Consider the following 15,422-nt stretch of genomic DNA (forward strand, 5'->3'; position numbering starts at 1 on the left):
GGGCCCGCGGGGGCTCTGCTACCCGGCGCTGAACCGCCCGAAGGCCTCGACCACCTTGAGGTAGTTGGCGCGTTTGTGCGGCATCACCCGGTCGGGCAGCGAGGCCAGCGGCACCCAGGCCCAGGAGGTGAACTCCACCACGCAGCCCGGCGGCGGGTTGGCGAGGTCGATGGCGGCCTCGTCGCCCTCGAAGCGCAGCGCCGCCCAGCGCTGGGTCTGGCCCCGGAAGGCCGACAGCTTGTGCGGTCTCCCGCCGTAGGGCGGAAACTCGTAGGGCCACCAGTCCGGCGTGATGGCCAGCACCGACACGTCGGCGATGCCGGTCTCCTCCCACAGCTCGCGCCGTGCCGCCGCCGCGATGTCCTCGTCGGGGTCGATGCCGCCCTGCGGCATCTGCCAGGCATGGTCGGCCGTGACCACCTCGGGCCCGGCATTGACGGCCGTGCCGGCGAAGACGAGGCCGGCGGCATTGAACAGCGCGATGCCGACGTTCGGCCGATAGGGCAGGGGAGTCTCGGTCATGCGGGGCGGGCATCCTTCTGTTGCGTCGCGGCGATTGGCGTCGCTGCGCTGCAATATGGTAGCGTGTCGGCGTCATCCTATGGACGAAACCGCCATGCTGTACCAACCGCCGCGCCAGCGCGACCGGCTCCCGGCGCCGCCGGCGGCGGTCGGCGTGCCGGTTCGCTTCAACATCGGCACGGCCGCCGTCGACCGCTGGGCCGCCGTGGAGCCCGGCCGCGTCGCCGTCCTCGACCTCCACGGCGCCCGGCCCGCCACCGCCACCTACGGCGAACTGCGCGACCGGTCAGACCGGCTCGCCCTGGCGCTGCGCCGGCTCGGCGTGGCGGCGGGGGACCGCGTCGCCGTGTTCCTGCCGCAGGGGGCCGCCGCCATCGTGGCCCAGGTCGCCCTCTACAAGCTCGGCGCCATCGTGCTGCCGCTGGCGGCCGTCTTCGGGCCCGAAGCCCTGGCCTACCGCTTCGCCGATGCGGGCGTGAGCCTCGCCGTGACGGATGCGCGCGGCGCGGCGCGGATCGCCGCCATAGCGCCCGCCCCGACGACGCTGCGCGACGTGGTCTCGGTCGACGGGCGGGACGGCGCCGTGCTGGGGCTCGACGACCTGCTGGACCGCGAAACCGGGCCCTTCGTGCCCGTCGACTCCGCCTCGGCCGACCCCGCCCTGATGATCTACACGTCCGGGACCACCGGCCAGCCCAAGGGGGCGCTGCACGGCCACCGCGTGCTCGCCGGGCACCTGCCGGGCCTGCGCTTCAGCCACGGCGGCTTCCCGCAGCCCGACGACCTGATGTGGACCCCGGCCGACTGGGCCTGGGCCGGCGGCCTGCTCAACGCCGTGCTGCCGGCGCTGTACCACGGCGTGCCGGTCGTGGCGCGGCGCGGCGAGGGCTTCGACGCCGACGGCGTCTTCCGCCTGCTGCGCCACCACCCCGTGACGCGCGCCTTCATCCCGCCCACCGCGCTCCGCATGTTGCGCGCTGCCGCGCCGGAGGGCTGCGGCCCGCTGCGCCTGCGCAGCGTCACGGCGGCCGGCGAAGCGCTCGGCGCCGAAACGCGGGACTGGGCGCGCGGCGCGCTCGGCTGCGCGGTCGAGGATGTCTACGGCCAGACCGAGTGCAACTACGTGCTCGGCTCGGCTTCGGCGCGGGGCGCGGTGCGGCGGGGCGCCATCGGCCGGGCGACGCCGGGCCACACGGTCGCGGTGCTGCGGCCCGACGGCACGCGCTGCGAGCCCGGCGAGCCCGGCGGCATCGCGGTGCGGCGGCCCGACCCCACGCTGTTCCTCGGCTATTGGAACCGGCCCGAGGCCACGGCGGCGAAGTTCATCGGCGACTGGATGACGACCGGCGACCAGGCCACGATGGACCGGGACGGCTACGTGTCGTTCCTCGGGCGGGACGACGACATCATCACATCGTCGGGCTTCCGCATCGGCCCCGTCGAGATCGAGGAATGCCTGCTCCGCCACCCCGCCGTGGCCGCCGCCGCCGTCGTGGGCCAGCCGGACGCGCTGCGCACCGAGATCGTCAAGGCCTTCGTGGTGCTGCGCGACGGCGTGGCGCCCTCCGCCGACATGGCCGAAGCCATCCAGCGCTTCGTGCGCCAGCACCTGTCGGCCCACGAATACCCGCGCGCCGTGGACTTCGTCGCCGCCCTGCCGATGACCACCACCGGCAAGGTGATGCGCGGCGTGCTGCGCGGGCGGGGGTGAGCGTCAGCTGGAGCCCGGGTCGTCCCGTCGCGCCGCAGCCTGGAGCAGGGCCGCCGTGGCTGGGTCGAAGGGCACCGCGACCGTGATCCTGCGCTGGTCGGCGTCCTCGAAGGCGAGCTGGAGCGCGCCCGCGATCGGCCCGGTCTCGGGGATGTCGAACGTCACCTCGTAGCCGCCTTCCCATCGCAGCCCGACGACGGAGGCGGCCAGCAGCAACGGGTGACGGTTGCGATCGAAGGGCGTTATGACGGTGAGGCGCTCCGGCGGGCCGAACAGCGCGTCGTCGGCGGAAGTGGCATGGATCTCGACGCTCAGGCGCGCCGACACCCCCACGGCCGACGTCCTGACGCGGAGCCGCAGGTGCAGTTTCGCCGCCGGGACGTCCACGTCGCCGAGGAGCACGGGCTCGTCCGGCCGCCGCGGCCGCCCGGAGGCGGCGATCGGGGTCCAGACCGCCGAACCCCGAAGGCGCTCCGGCTCGCTGGCGAAGCGCGCCGGCTGGACGTCGTAGAGCGCGGCGGCGGCGAGGGACCGCACGGCCGGTTCCGCACCGTCCGCCACGGGGATGACCGGGCCGAAGCCCGACACCAGGAAGGGCTGGCGCGGGTTCGGCAGGGCAGGCAGCAGCGTCGCCGGCGCGGTCCAGGGTTCACCGGCGGCGGCGAAACCGCAGCACAGCGTCTCCCACAGGTCGATCGCGTGATTGTCGAGGCTCGACAGGGTGAGGGCGATGCGGCCCAAGCCGTCGTCGGTCTGGACATCGAAGACCAGCCAGTCGCGCTTGTGCATCTGCGTGAGGAAGTCGTCCCGCCAGTTCCGCACGACGTGGAACAGGGCGGCAGGTCCGTCCTGGACCGGACCGTCCCCGAATTCGGACAGGCAGAGCGACAGGTCGCAGATCCGTGGCGGGCGCAGGTTGACCACCACGGCGGCATCCGGCGCGGCCGTCGCGGTGATGCGGGCCGACAGGTCGAAGGACGATGCCGCGCCGGAGCCGACCTCCGGCACGATCTCCACCGAACCGCCGAGGTGGCGCTCCGGCACACGCCAGTCGCCGATCAGGACCGGCACGTCGCGCGACGTGGCGTCGATGCGCCAGGTGACCACGCCGGTCCTCCGCCGGCCGTCCTCGAGCGTCAGGGCCGCCGGGGCCTGGACGGGGCGCAGGGCCGCCGCCTCGGCCTGGGCCGCGCGCCGCGCGCCGGCCGCGGCCTCGACGGCCGCCCGGGACGCCGCCTCGTCGGCGAGGAGCACGGCGGCACCCGTCGCGTCGGTGGCGATCCGCGTCGCGATCATCTCCGACCGGCTCATCCAATGGATGCCGCTCGGCGGTGTGGCCCGCATCAGCGGCATGATGGACTCGTCGACGCCCATGCCGAGCAGATAGCGATCGAAGGCCGAATACAGGCTCGCCGGCGCCGCGCTCCTGACGATGCGGGTCGGCAGCGGGCGACTTGCGACGAGGGTGCGGCTCACCTCCATGACCCGGCCGCCGATCCTCCGCTTGAGGATGCGGAAGGTGTTCATCACGGGGCGGAAGGTCTCGACCCGCATCGCCTGATGAACGCCGACATAGGCATCGTAGGGCACGACGCGGGCGGTGCCGCCCGCCAGAACGAAGACGCAGGCCGACGCGCAGGCCGGCGGCGTGGATGCGCCGACATGGCCGGGGTGGAGGCCGGTCCGCAGGCGGGACGAGCAGGCGGCGTCGCCGGCGCCGCACTCCGTCAGCAGGGTGCTGGCCACCACCGTTTCGAGCTTGCCGGCCCGGATCATCCGACCCATGGCGAGCCCCGCGGTGCTCTCGCCGCCGGGCGAGTCGAGCAGGACCGGCACCCGTCGACCCCGAAGGCGGGCCAGCGCCGTCGCCAGGATCGCGGGTGTCTCGAACCCGATCTTGCCGGTGAGCGCCAGCCATTCGGGGCAGTCCGCGCCGCAATCGGCGGCATCGCTGCGCACCAGCGTCACCGTCATCGGCGCCAGCGCCTCGGCATGCGTGAAGGCCAGGGCGGGTCCCGGTCCGACGGGGGTCCGGCAGGCCAGCAGTCCGGCGAGGAGGGCGATGCGGCGCAGGGACGGGCGAACCATGGCGGCGACCACCGTGGCGGGGCGGTGCGACAGCTCGGCTCTGGCCCGCCGCAACCGAAGATAGCGCGCGACCGGAGCCCGACCATGGGGGGCCGCGCTGTCCTCAGCGGGCGGCGGGGATGCCGGACCGGTCCTCCTGCATCAGGGCCGCGAGGCCGTCGCGGTAGGTCGGAAAGCCCAGCCGCACGCCGAGGTCGTCCTTCATGGCCGCGTTGGAGACGCGGCGGTTGGCGCCGTAGAAGCTCCGCGCCATGGGCGACAGCTCGGCCTCGGCGAAGGGGATGAGCGGCGGCGGCGCGATGCCGACGAGCTTGGCCGCATAGGCGACGACGTCGGGGGCCGGGGCCGGCTCGTCGTCGGCGATGTTCCAGGCGCGCCCCGCGCCTTCGCGCAGCAGCGCCGCCGAGATGGCCCGGCCGATGTCGTCGACGTGGATGCGGTTGAACACCTGCCCGGGCTTGTCGATGCGACGCGCCGTGCCGTCGCGCAGGTCCTCGATGGCGTTGCGGCCCGGCCCGTAGATGCCGGCGAGGCGCAGCACCGCCACCTCCCGGCCGGACCGGGCGCCGAGCGCCAGCCACCGGTCCTCGACGGCGAGCCGCGTGCGCCCGCGCTCGCTTTCCGGAACGGGGCGCACGTCCTCGTCGATCCAGGCGCCGCCGTGGTCGCCGTAGACCCCGATGGTCGACAGGTAGACGATGCGCTTGAGGCGCGGCGCTTCCGCGATGGCGGCGCCGAAATGGTCGAGCACCGGGTCGCCGCCCTCGGCCGGCTGCACCGACACCAGCAGGGCATCGGCCGCCGCCAGGGCCTCGGCGATGGCGGGGTCGGCGTCGGGCGGGTCGAAGCGGAGCGCCCGGATGCGGTCGGCCGCCAATGCCGCCACCCGGTCCGCCGAACGGACCGTGCCGGCCACGGCATCGAAATGCCCGGCGTGATGGCGCAGGTAATGCCCGGCCGTGTAGCCGATGCCGAAGACGAAGAGGTTCATGGGCATTCCCATTCGGCCAGGACGTGAGGATCGGTCTCGCCCGCGCAGGCCCCGGCCGACGCCGCCAGCAGGGCTTCGATTCCGAGGAGCCGCCGCCCGGCCCAGACCGCCATGCCGCGCACCAGCGGCGACGGATGGCGGAGCAGCGCCAGCGCCCGGGGGACGAGCCCCGCGTCGCCGGAGTTCCCGATGGCGATGAGCACGTTGCGCAGGAAGCGGTCGACCCCGATGCGCTTGATCGGGCTCCCCGAGAACAGCGCCCGGAAGCCCGCGTCGTCGAGCCGCGACAGCGCGTCGAGGCTCGGGGCGGCGAGGTCGTCCCGGGCCTTGAGCTTGGCGTCCCGGCCGGCCTGGGCGAACTTGTTCCAGGGGCAGGCGGCGAGGCAGTCGTCGCAGCCGTAGATGCGGTTGCCCATCAGCGGGCGCAGCTCCGGCGCGACCGGGCCCTTGTGCTCGATGGTGAGGTAGGAGATGCAGCGCCGCGCATCGAGCTGGCGCGGCGCCGGGAAGGCCCCGGTCGGGCAGGCGTCGAGGCAGGCCCGGCACGAGCCGCAGGCGTCGCCGCCCGGCGCGTCGGGCGGCAGCGCCAGCGTCGTGAACACCGAGCCCAGGAACAGCCAGGAGCCGAAGTCGCGCGACACGAGGTTGGTGTGCTTGCCGGCCCAGCCGAGGCCCGCCGCCTCCGCCAGCGGCTTCTCCATGACGGGCGCGGTGTCGACGAAGACCTTGACGTCGGTGCCGGCCTCGAGCCGCGTCATGAAGCCCGCCAGCTCCTTGAGCTTTCCCTTCACGACGTCGTGGTAGTCGCGGTGGCGGGCATAGACCGAGACGGCGCCGGCGTCGCGGCGGGCGAGGGCGGCGCGCGGGTCGGTTTCAGGGCCGTAGTTCAGGCCCAGCATGACGACGGAGCGGACGTCGCCCCAGAGCGCCCGGGGGCTCGCCCGGCGCTCGGCCGTCTCGGCCATCCAGTCCATCGTGCCGTGGTGGCCGGCGGCGAGCCAGGCGCGCAGGCGCGCGGCGGCCTCGGGGACGGCGTCGGGGGATGCGACCCGGCAGGCGTCGAAGCCGAGGGCGGCGGCGCGCGCCGCGATCCGGCGCTTCGCCCCCTCCGCATCGGTCAGAAATCCAGGTCCGCGTAGACCGGGCTCGGGATGATGCCCGGCACGCGGTCGGCCAGCAGGGTGCGGAAGGAGGGGCGCGACTTCACCCGCGCGTACCAGGTCTTCGCCGTCTCGTCCTCCGCCCATGGCACGTCGCCCAGGAAATCGATGCTCGACAGATGCGCGGCGGCGGCGAGATCGGCATAGGTGAGCCGGTCGCCGGCGAGCCAGTTGCGGCTCCGGATGAGGAAGCCGATGTAGCGCAGATGGTAGCGGATGTTGGCCCGTGCCACCCGCACGGCGTCCATGTCGGGCGCGCCGCCACCCTGGTCCTGCGTCATGAAGCGCTTGTAGACCTTCTCGGTGATGAGGTGGCCCGAGACTTCGGCGAAGAACTTGGCGTTGAACCAGTCGAGCAGGCGCCGCGTCTCGACGCGGCCGACGGGGTCGTCCGGCAGGAGCCGGCGGTCCCCGAGCCCCAGGCCCCGCGTCTCGTCGAGGTATTCCGAGATGGGCCCGGGCCCCGGGATGGGTCCGGCCTCGTGCTCCACCATCACGGGCGTGGTGCCGGCCGGGTTCATGACCAGGAAGTCGCGGCGACGCTCGAAGACGCGTTCCTCGATGAGGTCGGGCTCGATCCCCATTTCGCCGAGGACGAGGCGGATGAAGCGGGAATGGGGGCAGAGAGGGTGGTGATAGAGGTCCGTCATCTCGCCCGTACTGGCAGTGTGGCCCGCTGCGCGGCCTCGGACGTCGCGGACCGAAGGCGCCGCCCGGTATAGGCCGGGTGGGACGGTGCGACAACCGGTTTCGGCCCGGCGCCCGGCGCGGTGCCGTTCCCATCCGCCGTGGGCCCGCCTATATTGCCCCGACAAGACCGCGCCCCGGGAGGACACCAGATGTCGGCCATCGCCTTTCCCGCCCCCGACCCGTCCATCCTGGCCCGCCGTCCCGCGATCCTCGCCGGCCTCGCCGCCCTTTTGCCCGCCGAATGCCTCGTGACCAGCGAGGACGAGCGCCGCGCCTTCGAGACCGACGGCCTCACGGCCTACCGCCAGGTGCCGCTCGCCGTGGTGCTGCCGCGCACGACCGAGGAGGTGTCGCGGGTCATGGCCTTCCTCCACGGCCAAGGCGTCAAGGTGATCCCGCGCGGCGCCGGCACGTCGCTCTGCGGCGGCGCCATCCCGCAGCCCGACGCCGTGGTGGTGGGGGTCGGCAAGCTGAACCGCATCCTCGACCTCGATTTCGCCAACCGCACGGCCCGCGTCGAGGCCGGCGTCACCAACCTCGCCATCACGGGGGCGGTGGCGCACCGCGGCTTCTTCTACGCGCCCGACCCGTCCTCGCAGCTCGCCTGCACCATCGCCGGCAACATCGCGATGAACTCGGGCGGGGCGCATTGCCTGAAATACGGCGTCACCACCAACAACGTCCTCGGCGTCCGCATGGTGATGGTGGACGGCACCGTGGTGGACATCGGCGGCCAGCACATGGACGCGGGCGGGCTCGACCTGCTCGGCCTCGTCGTGGGGTCGGAGGGGCAGCTCGGCATCGTCACGGAAGCGACGGTGCGGATCCTGCGCGCCGCCGAGGGCGCCCAGCCCGTGCTCTTCGGCTTCGACAGCGTGGAAGCGGCGGGCGACACCGTTTCGGCCATCATCGGGGCCGGCATCGTGCCGGTGGCGATGGAGTACATGGACAAGGTCGCCATCGAGATCTGCGAAGCCTTCGCCCATGCGGGCTACCCGCTCGACGTGGAAGCCATGCTGATCATCGAGGTCGAGGGCTCCCCCGGCGACATGACCGAGCAGCTGCGCAAGATCATCGCCATCGCGCGGGAGCACGGTGTCAAGACCATCAAGGAGAGCCGTTCGGCGGCCGAGACGGCGGCGATCTGGAAGGGGCGGAAATCGGCCTTCGGCGCCACCGGCCGCGTCGCCGACTACATCTGCATGGACGGCACCATCCCGACCGGGCGGCTGCCCGAAGTGCTGCGCCGCATCCGCGAGATCACCGACGGCTACGGCCTCAAGGCCGCCAACGTGTTCCACGCCGGCGACGGCAACCTCCACCCGCTGGTGCTCTACAACATCAACGACCCCCGCGAGCAGGAGAAGGCCGAGGAAGCCGGCAACGACATCCTCCGGCTCTGCGTCGAGGTGGGGGGCTGCCTCACGGGCGAGCACGGCGTCGGCATCGAGAAGCGCGACCTGATGGGCTGCCAGTTCGACAGGGCCGACCTCGACCAGCAGATGCGGGTGCGCGCCGCCTTCGACCCCGCCTGGCTGCTGAACCCCGCCAAGGTGTTCCCGCTCGACGGGCGGCTGCCGCCCGAGGTGCCGGCGCGGCCGGCGGCCGCGTGAGGCCATGAGCCTTCATACCCCCACCACCGAGGCCGAGGCCTGCGCCGTCGTCGCCGAGGCCCGCGCCGCCCGCCGGCCCCTGCAGCTGCGCGGCGGCGGCACGCGGGCCGGCCTCGGCCGTCCCTCCAACGCCACCGACGTCCTGTGCTCGGCCGGGCTCACCGGCATCACGCTCTACGAGCCCTCCGAGCTCGTCATCGGGGCGCGGGCCGGCACGCCCGTGCGGGTCATCGAGGAGACGCTGGCGGCGCGGGGGCAGATGCTGCCGGTCGAACCCGCCGACCACCGCCGCCTCTACGGCACGGCCGGCGAGCCCACGGCCGGAGGGCTGGTCGCCACCGGCGCCTCGGGCCCGCGCCGCTTCGCCGCCGGGGCGATCCGCGACCAGCTCATCGGCGTCCGCTTCGTCAACGGGGCCGGCGAGGCGATCAAGTCGGGCGGCCGGGTGATGAAGAACGTCACGGGGCTCGACCTCGTGAAGCTGCAATGCGGCGCCCACGGCACGCTGGGCTTCCTCACCGAGGTCGTGTTCAAGGTGGTGCCGCGGCCCGAGACGGCGCTGACGCTGGCGCTGCACGGGCTCGACGACGCCAGGGCCGTCGCGGCGCTGACCCTGGCGATCGGCACGCCCTTCGAGATCACGGGGGCGGCGCACCTGCCCGGCGGTGGCCCGGGCGACGCCGTGACCCTGCTGCGCCTCGAAGGGTTCCAGGCTTCGGTCGACGACCGGGCGTCGCGGCTCGCCGCGCTGCTCGGCGCGTTCGGCGCGGCCGAGCGGCGCGACGCCGCCAGCGCGGCCCCGCTCTGGGAGGGGCTGCGCGACGGCGTGGCGCTGGACGCCCGGCCCGACGCGGCCGTCTGGCGCCTGTCCGTGGCGCCCACGAAGGGCCCGGCCGTGGCGGCGCGGCTCGCCGGCGTCGCGGAACGCCACGCCTTCGACTGGGGTGGCGGCCTGCTCTGGCTGGCGGTGGACCCCGCGGGCGACGCGGGCGCCGCCGCGGTGCGGGCCGCCGTGGCGGAAGCCGGAGGCCATGCCACGCTGGTGCGGGCCCCCGAGGCCGTGCGGGCCGCCGCCGACGTGTTCGAGCCGCCGGCCCCGGCCCTGCGGGCCGTGACGGCCGCCATCAAGGCGAGCTGCGACCCCGAGCGGGTGCTGAACCCCGGGCGGATGTACGGCGGGGTGTGAGTCCGCCGCCGGACCGCTCTCGGCGTCGCCTCCAGCCACCGGTATTGGCCAGGGCTCCGAACCGAGGTCAACGGAGCCGCTTCGCCCTTCTCCCCTGGGGGGAGAAGGTGGCGCGAAGCGCCGGATGAGGGATGACGACGGGCTGAAAGGCCACAAAGGGTCGATGCACCGACGACGCGCGGGGCTCCCACCCTCGTCCGACGCCGCTGCGCGGCGCCACTTCCTCCCGCCAGCGGGAGAAGGGCGCTCCCGACGGTTCCACATCGACCCGAGTCCGGAGCCCTGCTGTGTCAGGCGCGGGGCTTGAGGTCCCGCAGGACCGCGAAGGGGCTGCTGGAGGGGGCGGGCTCGGGCGGGTGGAGCACGGCCGAGACCTGGTCCACGGCATCCGCCAGGCTGGTCGGGGCGTTGGCGACGAAGCGGCCGCCGGCGGCGTCGCGGTGGCCGCCGCCGCGGAAATTGCGGGCCGCATCCAGCGCCGAGCCGTCGGTGGAACGGAACGACATGGAGCCCGAGCGGCCGACGTTGATGACCAGCGCGGCGTCGCGGCTCGTCAGGATGGCGTCCGACACGCGCTGGAACACCCCCGAATCGAGGCCGAAGGACAGCTTCGCGCCGCCCTTCAGCCGCCGGAACAGCTCCGGCGCGGCGGCCAGCAGGGGGGCGAGCCGCATGCGCGTCGTGGCCTCGGGGTCGTCGCCCGGCCGGCCGGCCAGCATGGCGTCGACGATGGCGGCGCGCAGCGCGCCGGCATCCCGCTCGATGGCGGCCGGGGCGGCACCGCCGCCGAGGCGGGCCGCCAGGCCGAGCAGCAGGTCGCCGATGAAGCGGTCGTGCCAGGGATGGCCGAGCGGGATGTAGCCCGACACGTTGTCCCAGAACACCTCGTCCAGCACCTGGGCCTGGCGGAAGATCGGCCGCTCCTTCTTCCACAGGTCGACGGCGTCGACCGCCTCGACCATGACGGCGAGGGCTTCGGCGACCGCCGGCTCGGCGTCCCGCGCGCCGAAGAGGTCGCCGTGGTCGAAGGCGAGGCGCGTGGCGCAGCGCGTGTCGTCGATCAGCACCGTGACGGCCGGGTCGCCGGTGGCCACGCGCTTGGCATCGGGCCAGGCCGGAAGCCCCTCGCCGAGCCCGAAGCCGCCCGCCGCCAGCTGGTCGAGCGAGGAGGCATGGTGGTCGAGGACGACGAGGTCGTGCCGCCTTTCCGGCGGGCGGCGGGCGTTCAGCGCCACCATGTCCCGGATGAAGGCGACGGCCGGCGCCTCGAGGCCGAGGTCGGTCATCAGCAGCCGTTCGGGCTCTCCGGCCCGGCCGAGCCGCGCCAGTTCGGCCGACACCACGGGGCCGACGTCGGAATAGCGCGACACGTGGACGATGCGGTCCACGTCGGCGCGGGACCGCACCACCGTGGCGGCGCCGTATCCGTCGAGGTCGTGGTGGGTGATCTGGGTGAGCTTCACGGGACGGGTGCCTCGAGGACCGGTGCGGGTGGATGACGGGGGTGGGAACAGGGGAGGCGGGTCGTCACGGGCACGGCCGCGCCGGACGCCTCACCGGGCGAAGCCTCATCACATCGTAGCCTCACCACATCGAAGCCTCACCACATCGAAGCCTTGGCGCGCTCCGGCCAGGCGGCGTCGTAGACCGGGCCTCCGACGCGGTCGCCCGACAGGGCCGCCAGGATCTCGCCGGGCGTCGGCAGGGCGTCGGGGGCGACGTGGCGCTCCGGGTCCCACAGGGCCGCGCGCAGCACCGCGCGCGAACACTGGAAATAGGCGGCCTCGACGGTGAGGACGATGGCGGTGCGGGGCCGGTGACCTTCCACCTCGAGGGATGCCAGCAGCTCCGGGTCGGCCGTCACGGTGGCGCGGCCGTTGACCCGGAAGGTGGTGCCGGAGCCGGGGATCAGGAACAGCAGCGCCACGCGCGGGTCGCGCAGGATGTTGCGCAGCGAGTCGATGCGGTTGTTGCCGCGCCGGTCCGGGATGACGAGCGTGCGGTCGTCGAGCACACGCACGAAGCCGGCCCCATCGCCGCGCGGGCTGCAGTCGAGCCCCTCGGGGCCCGTCGTGGCCAGGGCCAGGAACGGGGACGCCTCGATCAGCCGCCGGTAGTGCGGCGTGATGCGGTCCACCTCCTTGACCAGGGCGGGCTGCGAGGGCGCCGGCGTGTAGAGGGCCTCGAGTTCGGCCAGACTGGTGATCGGCATGGGATGCTCCTCCGCGCCCCGACACTGCCCCGGCCCGCCCGCCGCGGCAACCGCCGCCGTGCAGGGTGGCTCGGCTCGGGCGTCCTAGGCTCAGGCCTCTTCGGCTCAGGCCTCTTCGGCGAGGGGGCGCGGCGCCGCGTCCGCCGCGACGGGCAGGCGGTTGGCCCAATAGCCTGCCAGCATCGAGCCCGACAGGTTGTGCCACACGGAGAAGAGGGCGCCCGGCAGGGCGGCGAGGGGCGAGAAATACAGCTTGCCGAGCGCCGCCGCGAGGCCGGAGTTCTGCATGCCGACCTCGAAGGCCAGGGTGCGGCAGGTGCTCTCGTCGAAGCCGAGCGCCCGCCCGCCCCAATAGCCGCCGAGGAGGCCGACGCCGTTGTGCAGCACCACCGCCAGCATGACGAGCGGCCCCACGGCGGCGATGCTGGCCTGGCTGCCCGCCACCACGGCCGCGATGATGAGCAGGATGGCCGCCATGGACACGAGGGGCAGGGCGGGCTCGAACCGGCGCACGAGGCGGGGCGCGACCTGGTTCAGCAGCAGGCCCAACCCCACCGGCACCGCCACGATCTGCACGATGCCGAGCAGCAGCGCCCAGACGTCGACCGGCACGGAAGCATCCACGTAGAAGCGCACCAGCAGCGGCGTCGCCACGATGCCGACGAGGGTCGACATGGCGGCGATGGTGACGGAGAGGGCGACGTCGCCGCCGGCGAGGAACACCATCAGCGTCGAACTCGTGCCGCTCGCCACGCTGCCGACGAGGATCATGCCGGTGGTGGGCTCGGGCGGCAGGCCGAGCGCGCGGGCGATGAGCCAGGCGGCGAGCGGCATCACGAGGTAATGCACCACCACCCCGGCGACGACGGGGGCCGGCCGCAGGAGGACGCGGCGGAAATCCGCGAAGGTCAGCGTGACGCCGAGCGCGAACATCACCAGCGTCAGGAGGTCCGTGACCCAGGGCAGCAGCGGCCGGAAGGTGGCGGGCGCCAGATAGGCGGCGACCGCCACGATGGCGGCCCAGAGGGGGAAGAGGCGGCTGAGGGACACGGGGGCGGGTCTGGCTTTCGCGAGGGAAGCGGGTGGCACCGTGTCTCAGGTTCGGGGGCGGGCGTAAAGCGCCGGGGCCGGAAGGGCGGCGCGCCTCCGCATTCGCGGCTGGTCCGGAGGGTCGCCTGCGCCATCGACGAGGCCAATGCAGAGCGTCGGGAACTCACGCGTTTCGAGTGGCTTCGACCTGCATGCCGGCGGGCGGATGCCGAGCGCCGAGCAGCATCTTCACGCCGAGGTAGTGTAGGTACGCTGCGCCACCCAGACGAACGGCTTCGTGAAGCCAAGCGATTTTCGTGAGCAGGAGGCCGAGACCGAACATCGCCAGCGTAGCCCAAATCGTACAGGCGACGGCGACGCCGACGGCAACGCCCAACCCCCGCAGTCGATCGGCGAGCGCATTCGACGTGACGGCGGTGAAGTCAGGTCCTGGGCTGATACATGCAAGAAGGAAGACAGCTGACAAAGTCAGAAGCTGGGGTGCTAACGTCAAGGTGACCTTCTCGTGAGAGGTTGCCGCCATAGCACTCGTGAATAGTGGCGCGACAAGCGCCTTTCGGTCCAGTCGAGACCCCAACAGATGGACAGTGACCCAGCACATGAGATCACGCTTCGTAATTCGGCAGCGTTTGGTCAGCCGAGAGCGCAAATCCAAGCCTGCGCTTCGCTTTCACCTTCCACGGTCTCCCGTGGGACCCCGACGACCGCGAAGCTTTTGACCGTGAGCCAAGCCTTCATATTCGTCTTCAAACCGCTCGCGGATCGACGGATCGCCGCGCGCTGGGGCGCACGACACCTGTCCGCTGCCGGCGCCGAGTTCTACGCGGTCATCCGGACCGCATCTTCTCTGATCGACTGTGGCACGAGCTGTTCGGATCAGAATGAAGAGGGGTGGAAATGGACCACGATCGGTACCATAAGGGAGATGTTGCAGGAAGGGACATCGTGACATGACCTCTCGCGCGGTCAAGATCGTGGATGGCGGGACGTTGGTGATACCGGCTATCCTCCGTCGTGAACTCGGGATCACGGTCGGCGACACTGTCCTCGTCGAGATCGTCGATGGCGAGCTGCGCGTCCGTCCCCGCAAGATGGATCTCAAGAATGCACGACGGATTTTGCGTCAACTTGTTCCGCAAGACGTGAGCCTTGTCGATGAGCTGATCGCCGACCGGCGCGCCGAATCGGCCCGGGACTAGGATTTTGCCCAAACGCTACGTGCTCGACGCCTCTGCTCTTCTGTGCTTGCTCAACGACGAGGCCGGAGCCGAAAAGGTCGAAGCCGCTTTTGACGATGCCGTGATCTCCGCTGTGAACTTATCGGAGGTTGTCGCGAAGATCGTGGAGCGGGGTGGTACCGCTGAAATCGTAACGGCCATGCTGGACCCGCTCCGTTTCGACGTCGTCGCTTTCGACCGCGCTCAAGCCATCAGGGCTGGCGAGTTGCGTGCCGCCACTCGTGGCGCCGGATTGTCGTTCGGCGATCGCGCTTGCTTGGCTCTGGCCGATATCTGTCAGTGGATTGCGCTCACGGCAGACCGAGCCTGGGGACAGCTCGATCTCTCCGTCCGGATCGAACTCATCCGCTGAGGGCCCCACGCAGATATCGCGTGACCCGTTTCTTTGGCGTGCCCTATACGGCTCGCCCCTGAGCCCCCAGATGCGCCTATCCCCTCACCCGCCCCGCACCGGCAACGGCCCGTCGCGCTTCACCTCCTCCATCACGGCATAGGTGCGGGTCTCCTTCACGCCCGGCAGCGCCACCAGGACGTCGCCGAGGAAGCCGCGGTAGGCCGCCATGTCGGCGACCCGGGCCTTGACGAGATAGTCGAAGCCGCCCGCCACCATGTGGCATTCCAGGATCTCGGGCGTCAGCCGCACCGCCCGGGCGAACTGGGCGAAGACGTCCGAGGTCGTCTTGTCGAGCGACACCTCGACGAAGACCAGCAGCCCCAGCCCGAGCCGGGCGGGGTCGAGCCGCGCGCCATAGCCCGTGATCACGCCGTCCCGCGTCAGGCGGCGCAACCGCTCGCCCGTGGCGGTGGGCGACAGGCGCAGGCGCTCGGCGAGGTCGCTCGTCGTGATGCGGCCGTCGGCCTGCAGGATGTCGAGGATCTTGAGGTCGCTGGAGTCCATGACGGTTCCCCGGTCGAACGCGCATTTTACCGCTGATGCGGCGGCGAAATGGCGAGATCGGCC

At 72.6% G+C, this 15,422-nt stretch carries 16 protein-coding genes; 6 read left to right on the top strand and 10 right to left on the bottom strand.

What is annotated here, in order from left to right; all coding sequences use genetic code 11:
• Positions 1–18: 18 nt before the first annotated feature.
• Positions 19–522: an RNA pyrophosphohydrolase gene (locus D3272_RS07600; RefSeq protein ID WP_129218558.1), complete on the bottom strand. Its 504-nt coding sequence runs from the start codon at positions 520–522 to the stop codon at positions 19–21.
• A gap of 94 nt (positions 523–616) precedes the next feature.
• Between D3272_RS07600 and D3272_RS07605 the strand changes: the two genes are divergently transcribed.
• Complete coding sequence (locus D3272_RS07605; protein WP_129218559.1) at positions 617–2,233, top strand: AMP-binding protein; 1,617 nt, start codon at positions 617–619, stop codon at positions 2,231–2,233.
• A gap of 3 nt (positions 2,234–2,236) precedes the next feature.
• Here the strand turns inward: D3272_RS07605 and D3272_RS07610 are convergent, their stop codons facing one another.
• The 4 genes from D3272_RS07610 to D3272_RS27880 form a co-directional block, all read right to left on the bottom strand.
• Positions 2,237–4,321, bottom strand: a complete 2,085-nt coding sequence (locus D3272_RS07610; RefSeq protein ID WP_129218560.1) for a COG3904 family protein — start codon at positions 4,319–4,321, stop codon at positions 2,237–2,239.
• Positions 4,322–4,424: 103 nt separating this feature from the next.
• Complete coding sequence (locus D3272_RS07615; protein ID WP_129218561.1) at positions 4,425–5,312, bottom strand: SDR family oxidoreductase; 888 nt, start codon at positions 5,310–5,312, stop codon at positions 4,425–4,427.
• Positions 5,309–6,433, bottom strand: a complete 1,125-nt coding sequence (gene queG, locus D3272_RS07620; protein ID WP_428977967.1) for a tRNA epoxyqueuosine(34) reductase QueG — start codon at positions 6,431–6,433, stop codon at positions 5,309–5,311. The genes D3272_RS07615 and queG overlap by 4 nt, the downstream gene beginning before the upstream one ends.
• Complete coding sequence (locus D3272_RS27880; protein ID WP_129218563.1) at positions 6,430–7,122, bottom strand: glutathione S-transferase family protein; 693 nt, start codon at positions 7,120–7,122, stop codon at positions 6,430–6,432. Before D3272_RS27880 ends, queG begins: the two co-directional genes overlap by 4 nt.
• Before the next feature lie 189 nt (positions 7,123–7,311).
• Between D3272_RS27880 and D3272_RS07630 the strand changes: the two genes are divergently transcribed.
• Complete coding sequence (locus tag D3272_RS07630) at positions 7,312–8,775, top strand: FAD-linked oxidase C-terminal domain-containing protein (RefSeq protein WP_129218564.1); 1,464 nt, start codon at positions 7,312–7,314, stop codon at positions 8,773–8,775.
• Positions 8,776–8,779: 4 nt separating this feature from the next.
• Positions 8,780–9,961, top strand: a complete 1,182-nt coding sequence (glcE, locus tag D3272_RS07635) for a glycolate oxidase subunit GlcE (RefSeq protein WP_129218565.1) — start codon at positions 8,780–8,782, stop codon at positions 9,959–9,961.
• A 290-nt stretch (positions 9,962–10,251) separates the two neighbouring features.
• Here the strand turns inward: glcE and D3272_RS07640 are convergent, their stop codons facing one another.
• From D3272_RS07640 to D3272_RS07655, 4 genes are all read right to left on the bottom strand, one after another.
• Positions 10,252–11,424 (bottom strand): dimethylmenaquinone methyltransferase, encoded by a 1,173-nt coding sequence (locus D3272_RS07640; RefSeq protein WP_129218566.1) that lies wholly within the window; start codon positions 11,422–11,424, stop codon positions 10,252–10,254.
• Between the two features lie 137 nt (positions 11,425–11,561).
• Positions 11,562–12,173 (bottom strand): pyridoxamine 5'-phosphate oxidase family protein, encoded by a 612-nt coding sequence (locus D3272_RS07645; protein WP_129218567.1) that lies wholly within the window; start codon positions 12,171–12,173, stop codon positions 11,562–11,564.
• Between the two features lie 105 nt (positions 12,174–12,278).
• Positions 12,279–13,223: a ketopantoate/pantoate/pantothenate transporter PanS gene (gene panS, locus D3272_RS07650; protein ID WP_129218568.1), complete on the bottom strand. Its 945-nt coding sequence runs from the start codon at positions 13,221–13,223 to the stop codon at positions 12,279–12,281.
• A gap of 163 nt (positions 13,224–13,386) precedes the next feature.
• Positions 13,387–13,716 carry a LysE family transporter gene (locus D3272_RS07655; RefSeq protein WP_207210160.1) on the bottom strand — a complete coding sequence of 110 codons (330 nt, stop codon included), beginning with the start codon at positions 13,714–13,716 and terminating at the stop codon, positions 13,387–13,389.
• Between the two features lie 228 nt (positions 13,717–13,944).
• On the opposite strand from D3272_RS07655, the gene D3272_RS07660 reads away from it, so the two are divergent.
• From D3272_RS07660 to D3272_RS07670, 3 genes are read left to right on the top strand one after another with little or no spacing between them, the layout of a single operon-like run.
• Positions 13,945–14,172, top strand: coding sequence for a hypothetical protein (locus D3272_RS07660; protein WP_129218570.1), 228 nt, complete (start codon positions 13,945–13,947; stop codon positions 14,170–14,172).
• A gap of 1 nt (position 14,173) precedes the next feature.
• Positions 14,174–14,422 (top strand): AbrB/MazE/SpoVT family DNA-binding domain-containing protein, encoded by a 249-nt coding sequence (locus tag D3272_RS07665; RefSeq protein ID WP_129218571.1) that lies wholly within the window; start codon positions 14,174–14,176, stop codon positions 14,420–14,422.
• A 4-nt stretch (positions 14,423–14,426) separates the two neighbouring features.
• Complete coding sequence (locus D3272_RS07670; protein WP_129218572.1) at positions 14,427–14,813, top strand: type II toxin-antitoxin system VapC family toxin; 387 nt, start codon at positions 14,427–14,429, stop codon at positions 14,811–14,813.
• An 84-nt stretch (positions 14,814–14,897) separates the two neighbouring features.
• Here the strand turns inward: D3272_RS07670 and D3272_RS07675 are convergent, their stop codons facing one another.
• Positions 14,898–15,359, bottom strand: a complete 462-nt coding sequence (locus D3272_RS07675; protein WP_129218573.1) for an Lrp/AsnC ligand binding domain-containing protein — start codon at positions 15,357–15,359, stop codon at positions 14,898–14,900.
• Between the last annotated feature and the right edge of the window lie 63 nt (positions 15,360–15,422).

The organism is Lichenibacterium ramalinae (assembly GCF_004137085.1).
GTDB lineage: Bacteria > Pseudomonadota > Alphaproteobacteria > Rhizobiales > Beijerinckiaceae > Lichenihabitans > Lichenihabitans ramalinae.

What these genes read in the sequence shown, in the direction of transcription:
- D3272_RS07600 (WP_129218558.1), bottom strand. Translation starts at nt 522, where the DNA reads ATGACCGAGACTCCCCTGCCCTATCGGCCGAACGTCGGCATCGCGCTG.
- D3272_RS07605 (WP_129218559.1), top strand. Translation starts at nt 617, where the DNA reads ATGCTGTACCAACCGCCGCGCCAGCGCGACCGGCTCCCGGCGCCGCCG.
- D3272_RS07610 (WP_129218560.1), bottom strand. Translation starts at nt 4,321, where the DNA reads ATGGTTCGCCCGTCCCTGCGCCGCATCGCCCTCCTCGCCGGACTGCTG.
- D3272_RS07615 (WP_129218561.1), bottom strand. Translation starts at nt 5,312, where the DNA reads ATGAACCTCTTCGTCTTCGGCATCGGCTACACGGCCGGGCATTACCTG.
- D3272_RS27880 (WP_129218563.1), bottom strand. Translation starts at nt 7,122, where the DNA reads ATGACGGACCTCTATCACCACCCTCTCTGCCCCCATTCCCGCTTCATC.
- D3272_RS07630 (WP_129218564.1), top strand. Translation starts at nt 7,312, where the DNA reads ATGTCGGCCATCGCCTTTCCCGCCCCCGACCCGTCCATCCTGGCCCGC.
- glcE (WP_129218565.1), top strand. Translation starts at nt 8,780, where the DNA reads ATGAGCCTTCATACCCCCACCACCGAGGCCGAGGCCTGCGCCGTCGTC.
- D3272_RS07645 (WP_129218567.1), bottom strand. Translation starts at nt 12,173, where the DNA reads ATGCCGATCACCAGTCTGGCCGAACTCGAGGCCCTCTACACGCCGGCG.
- D3272_RS07665 (WP_129218571.1), top strand. Translation starts at nt 14,174, where the DNA reads ATGACCTCTCGCGCGGTCAAGATCGTGGATGGCGGGACGTTGGTGATA.
- D3272_RS07675 (WP_129218573.1), bottom strand. Translation starts at nt 15,359, where the DNA reads ATGGACTCCAGCGACCTCAAGATCCTCGACATCCTGCAGGCCGACGGC.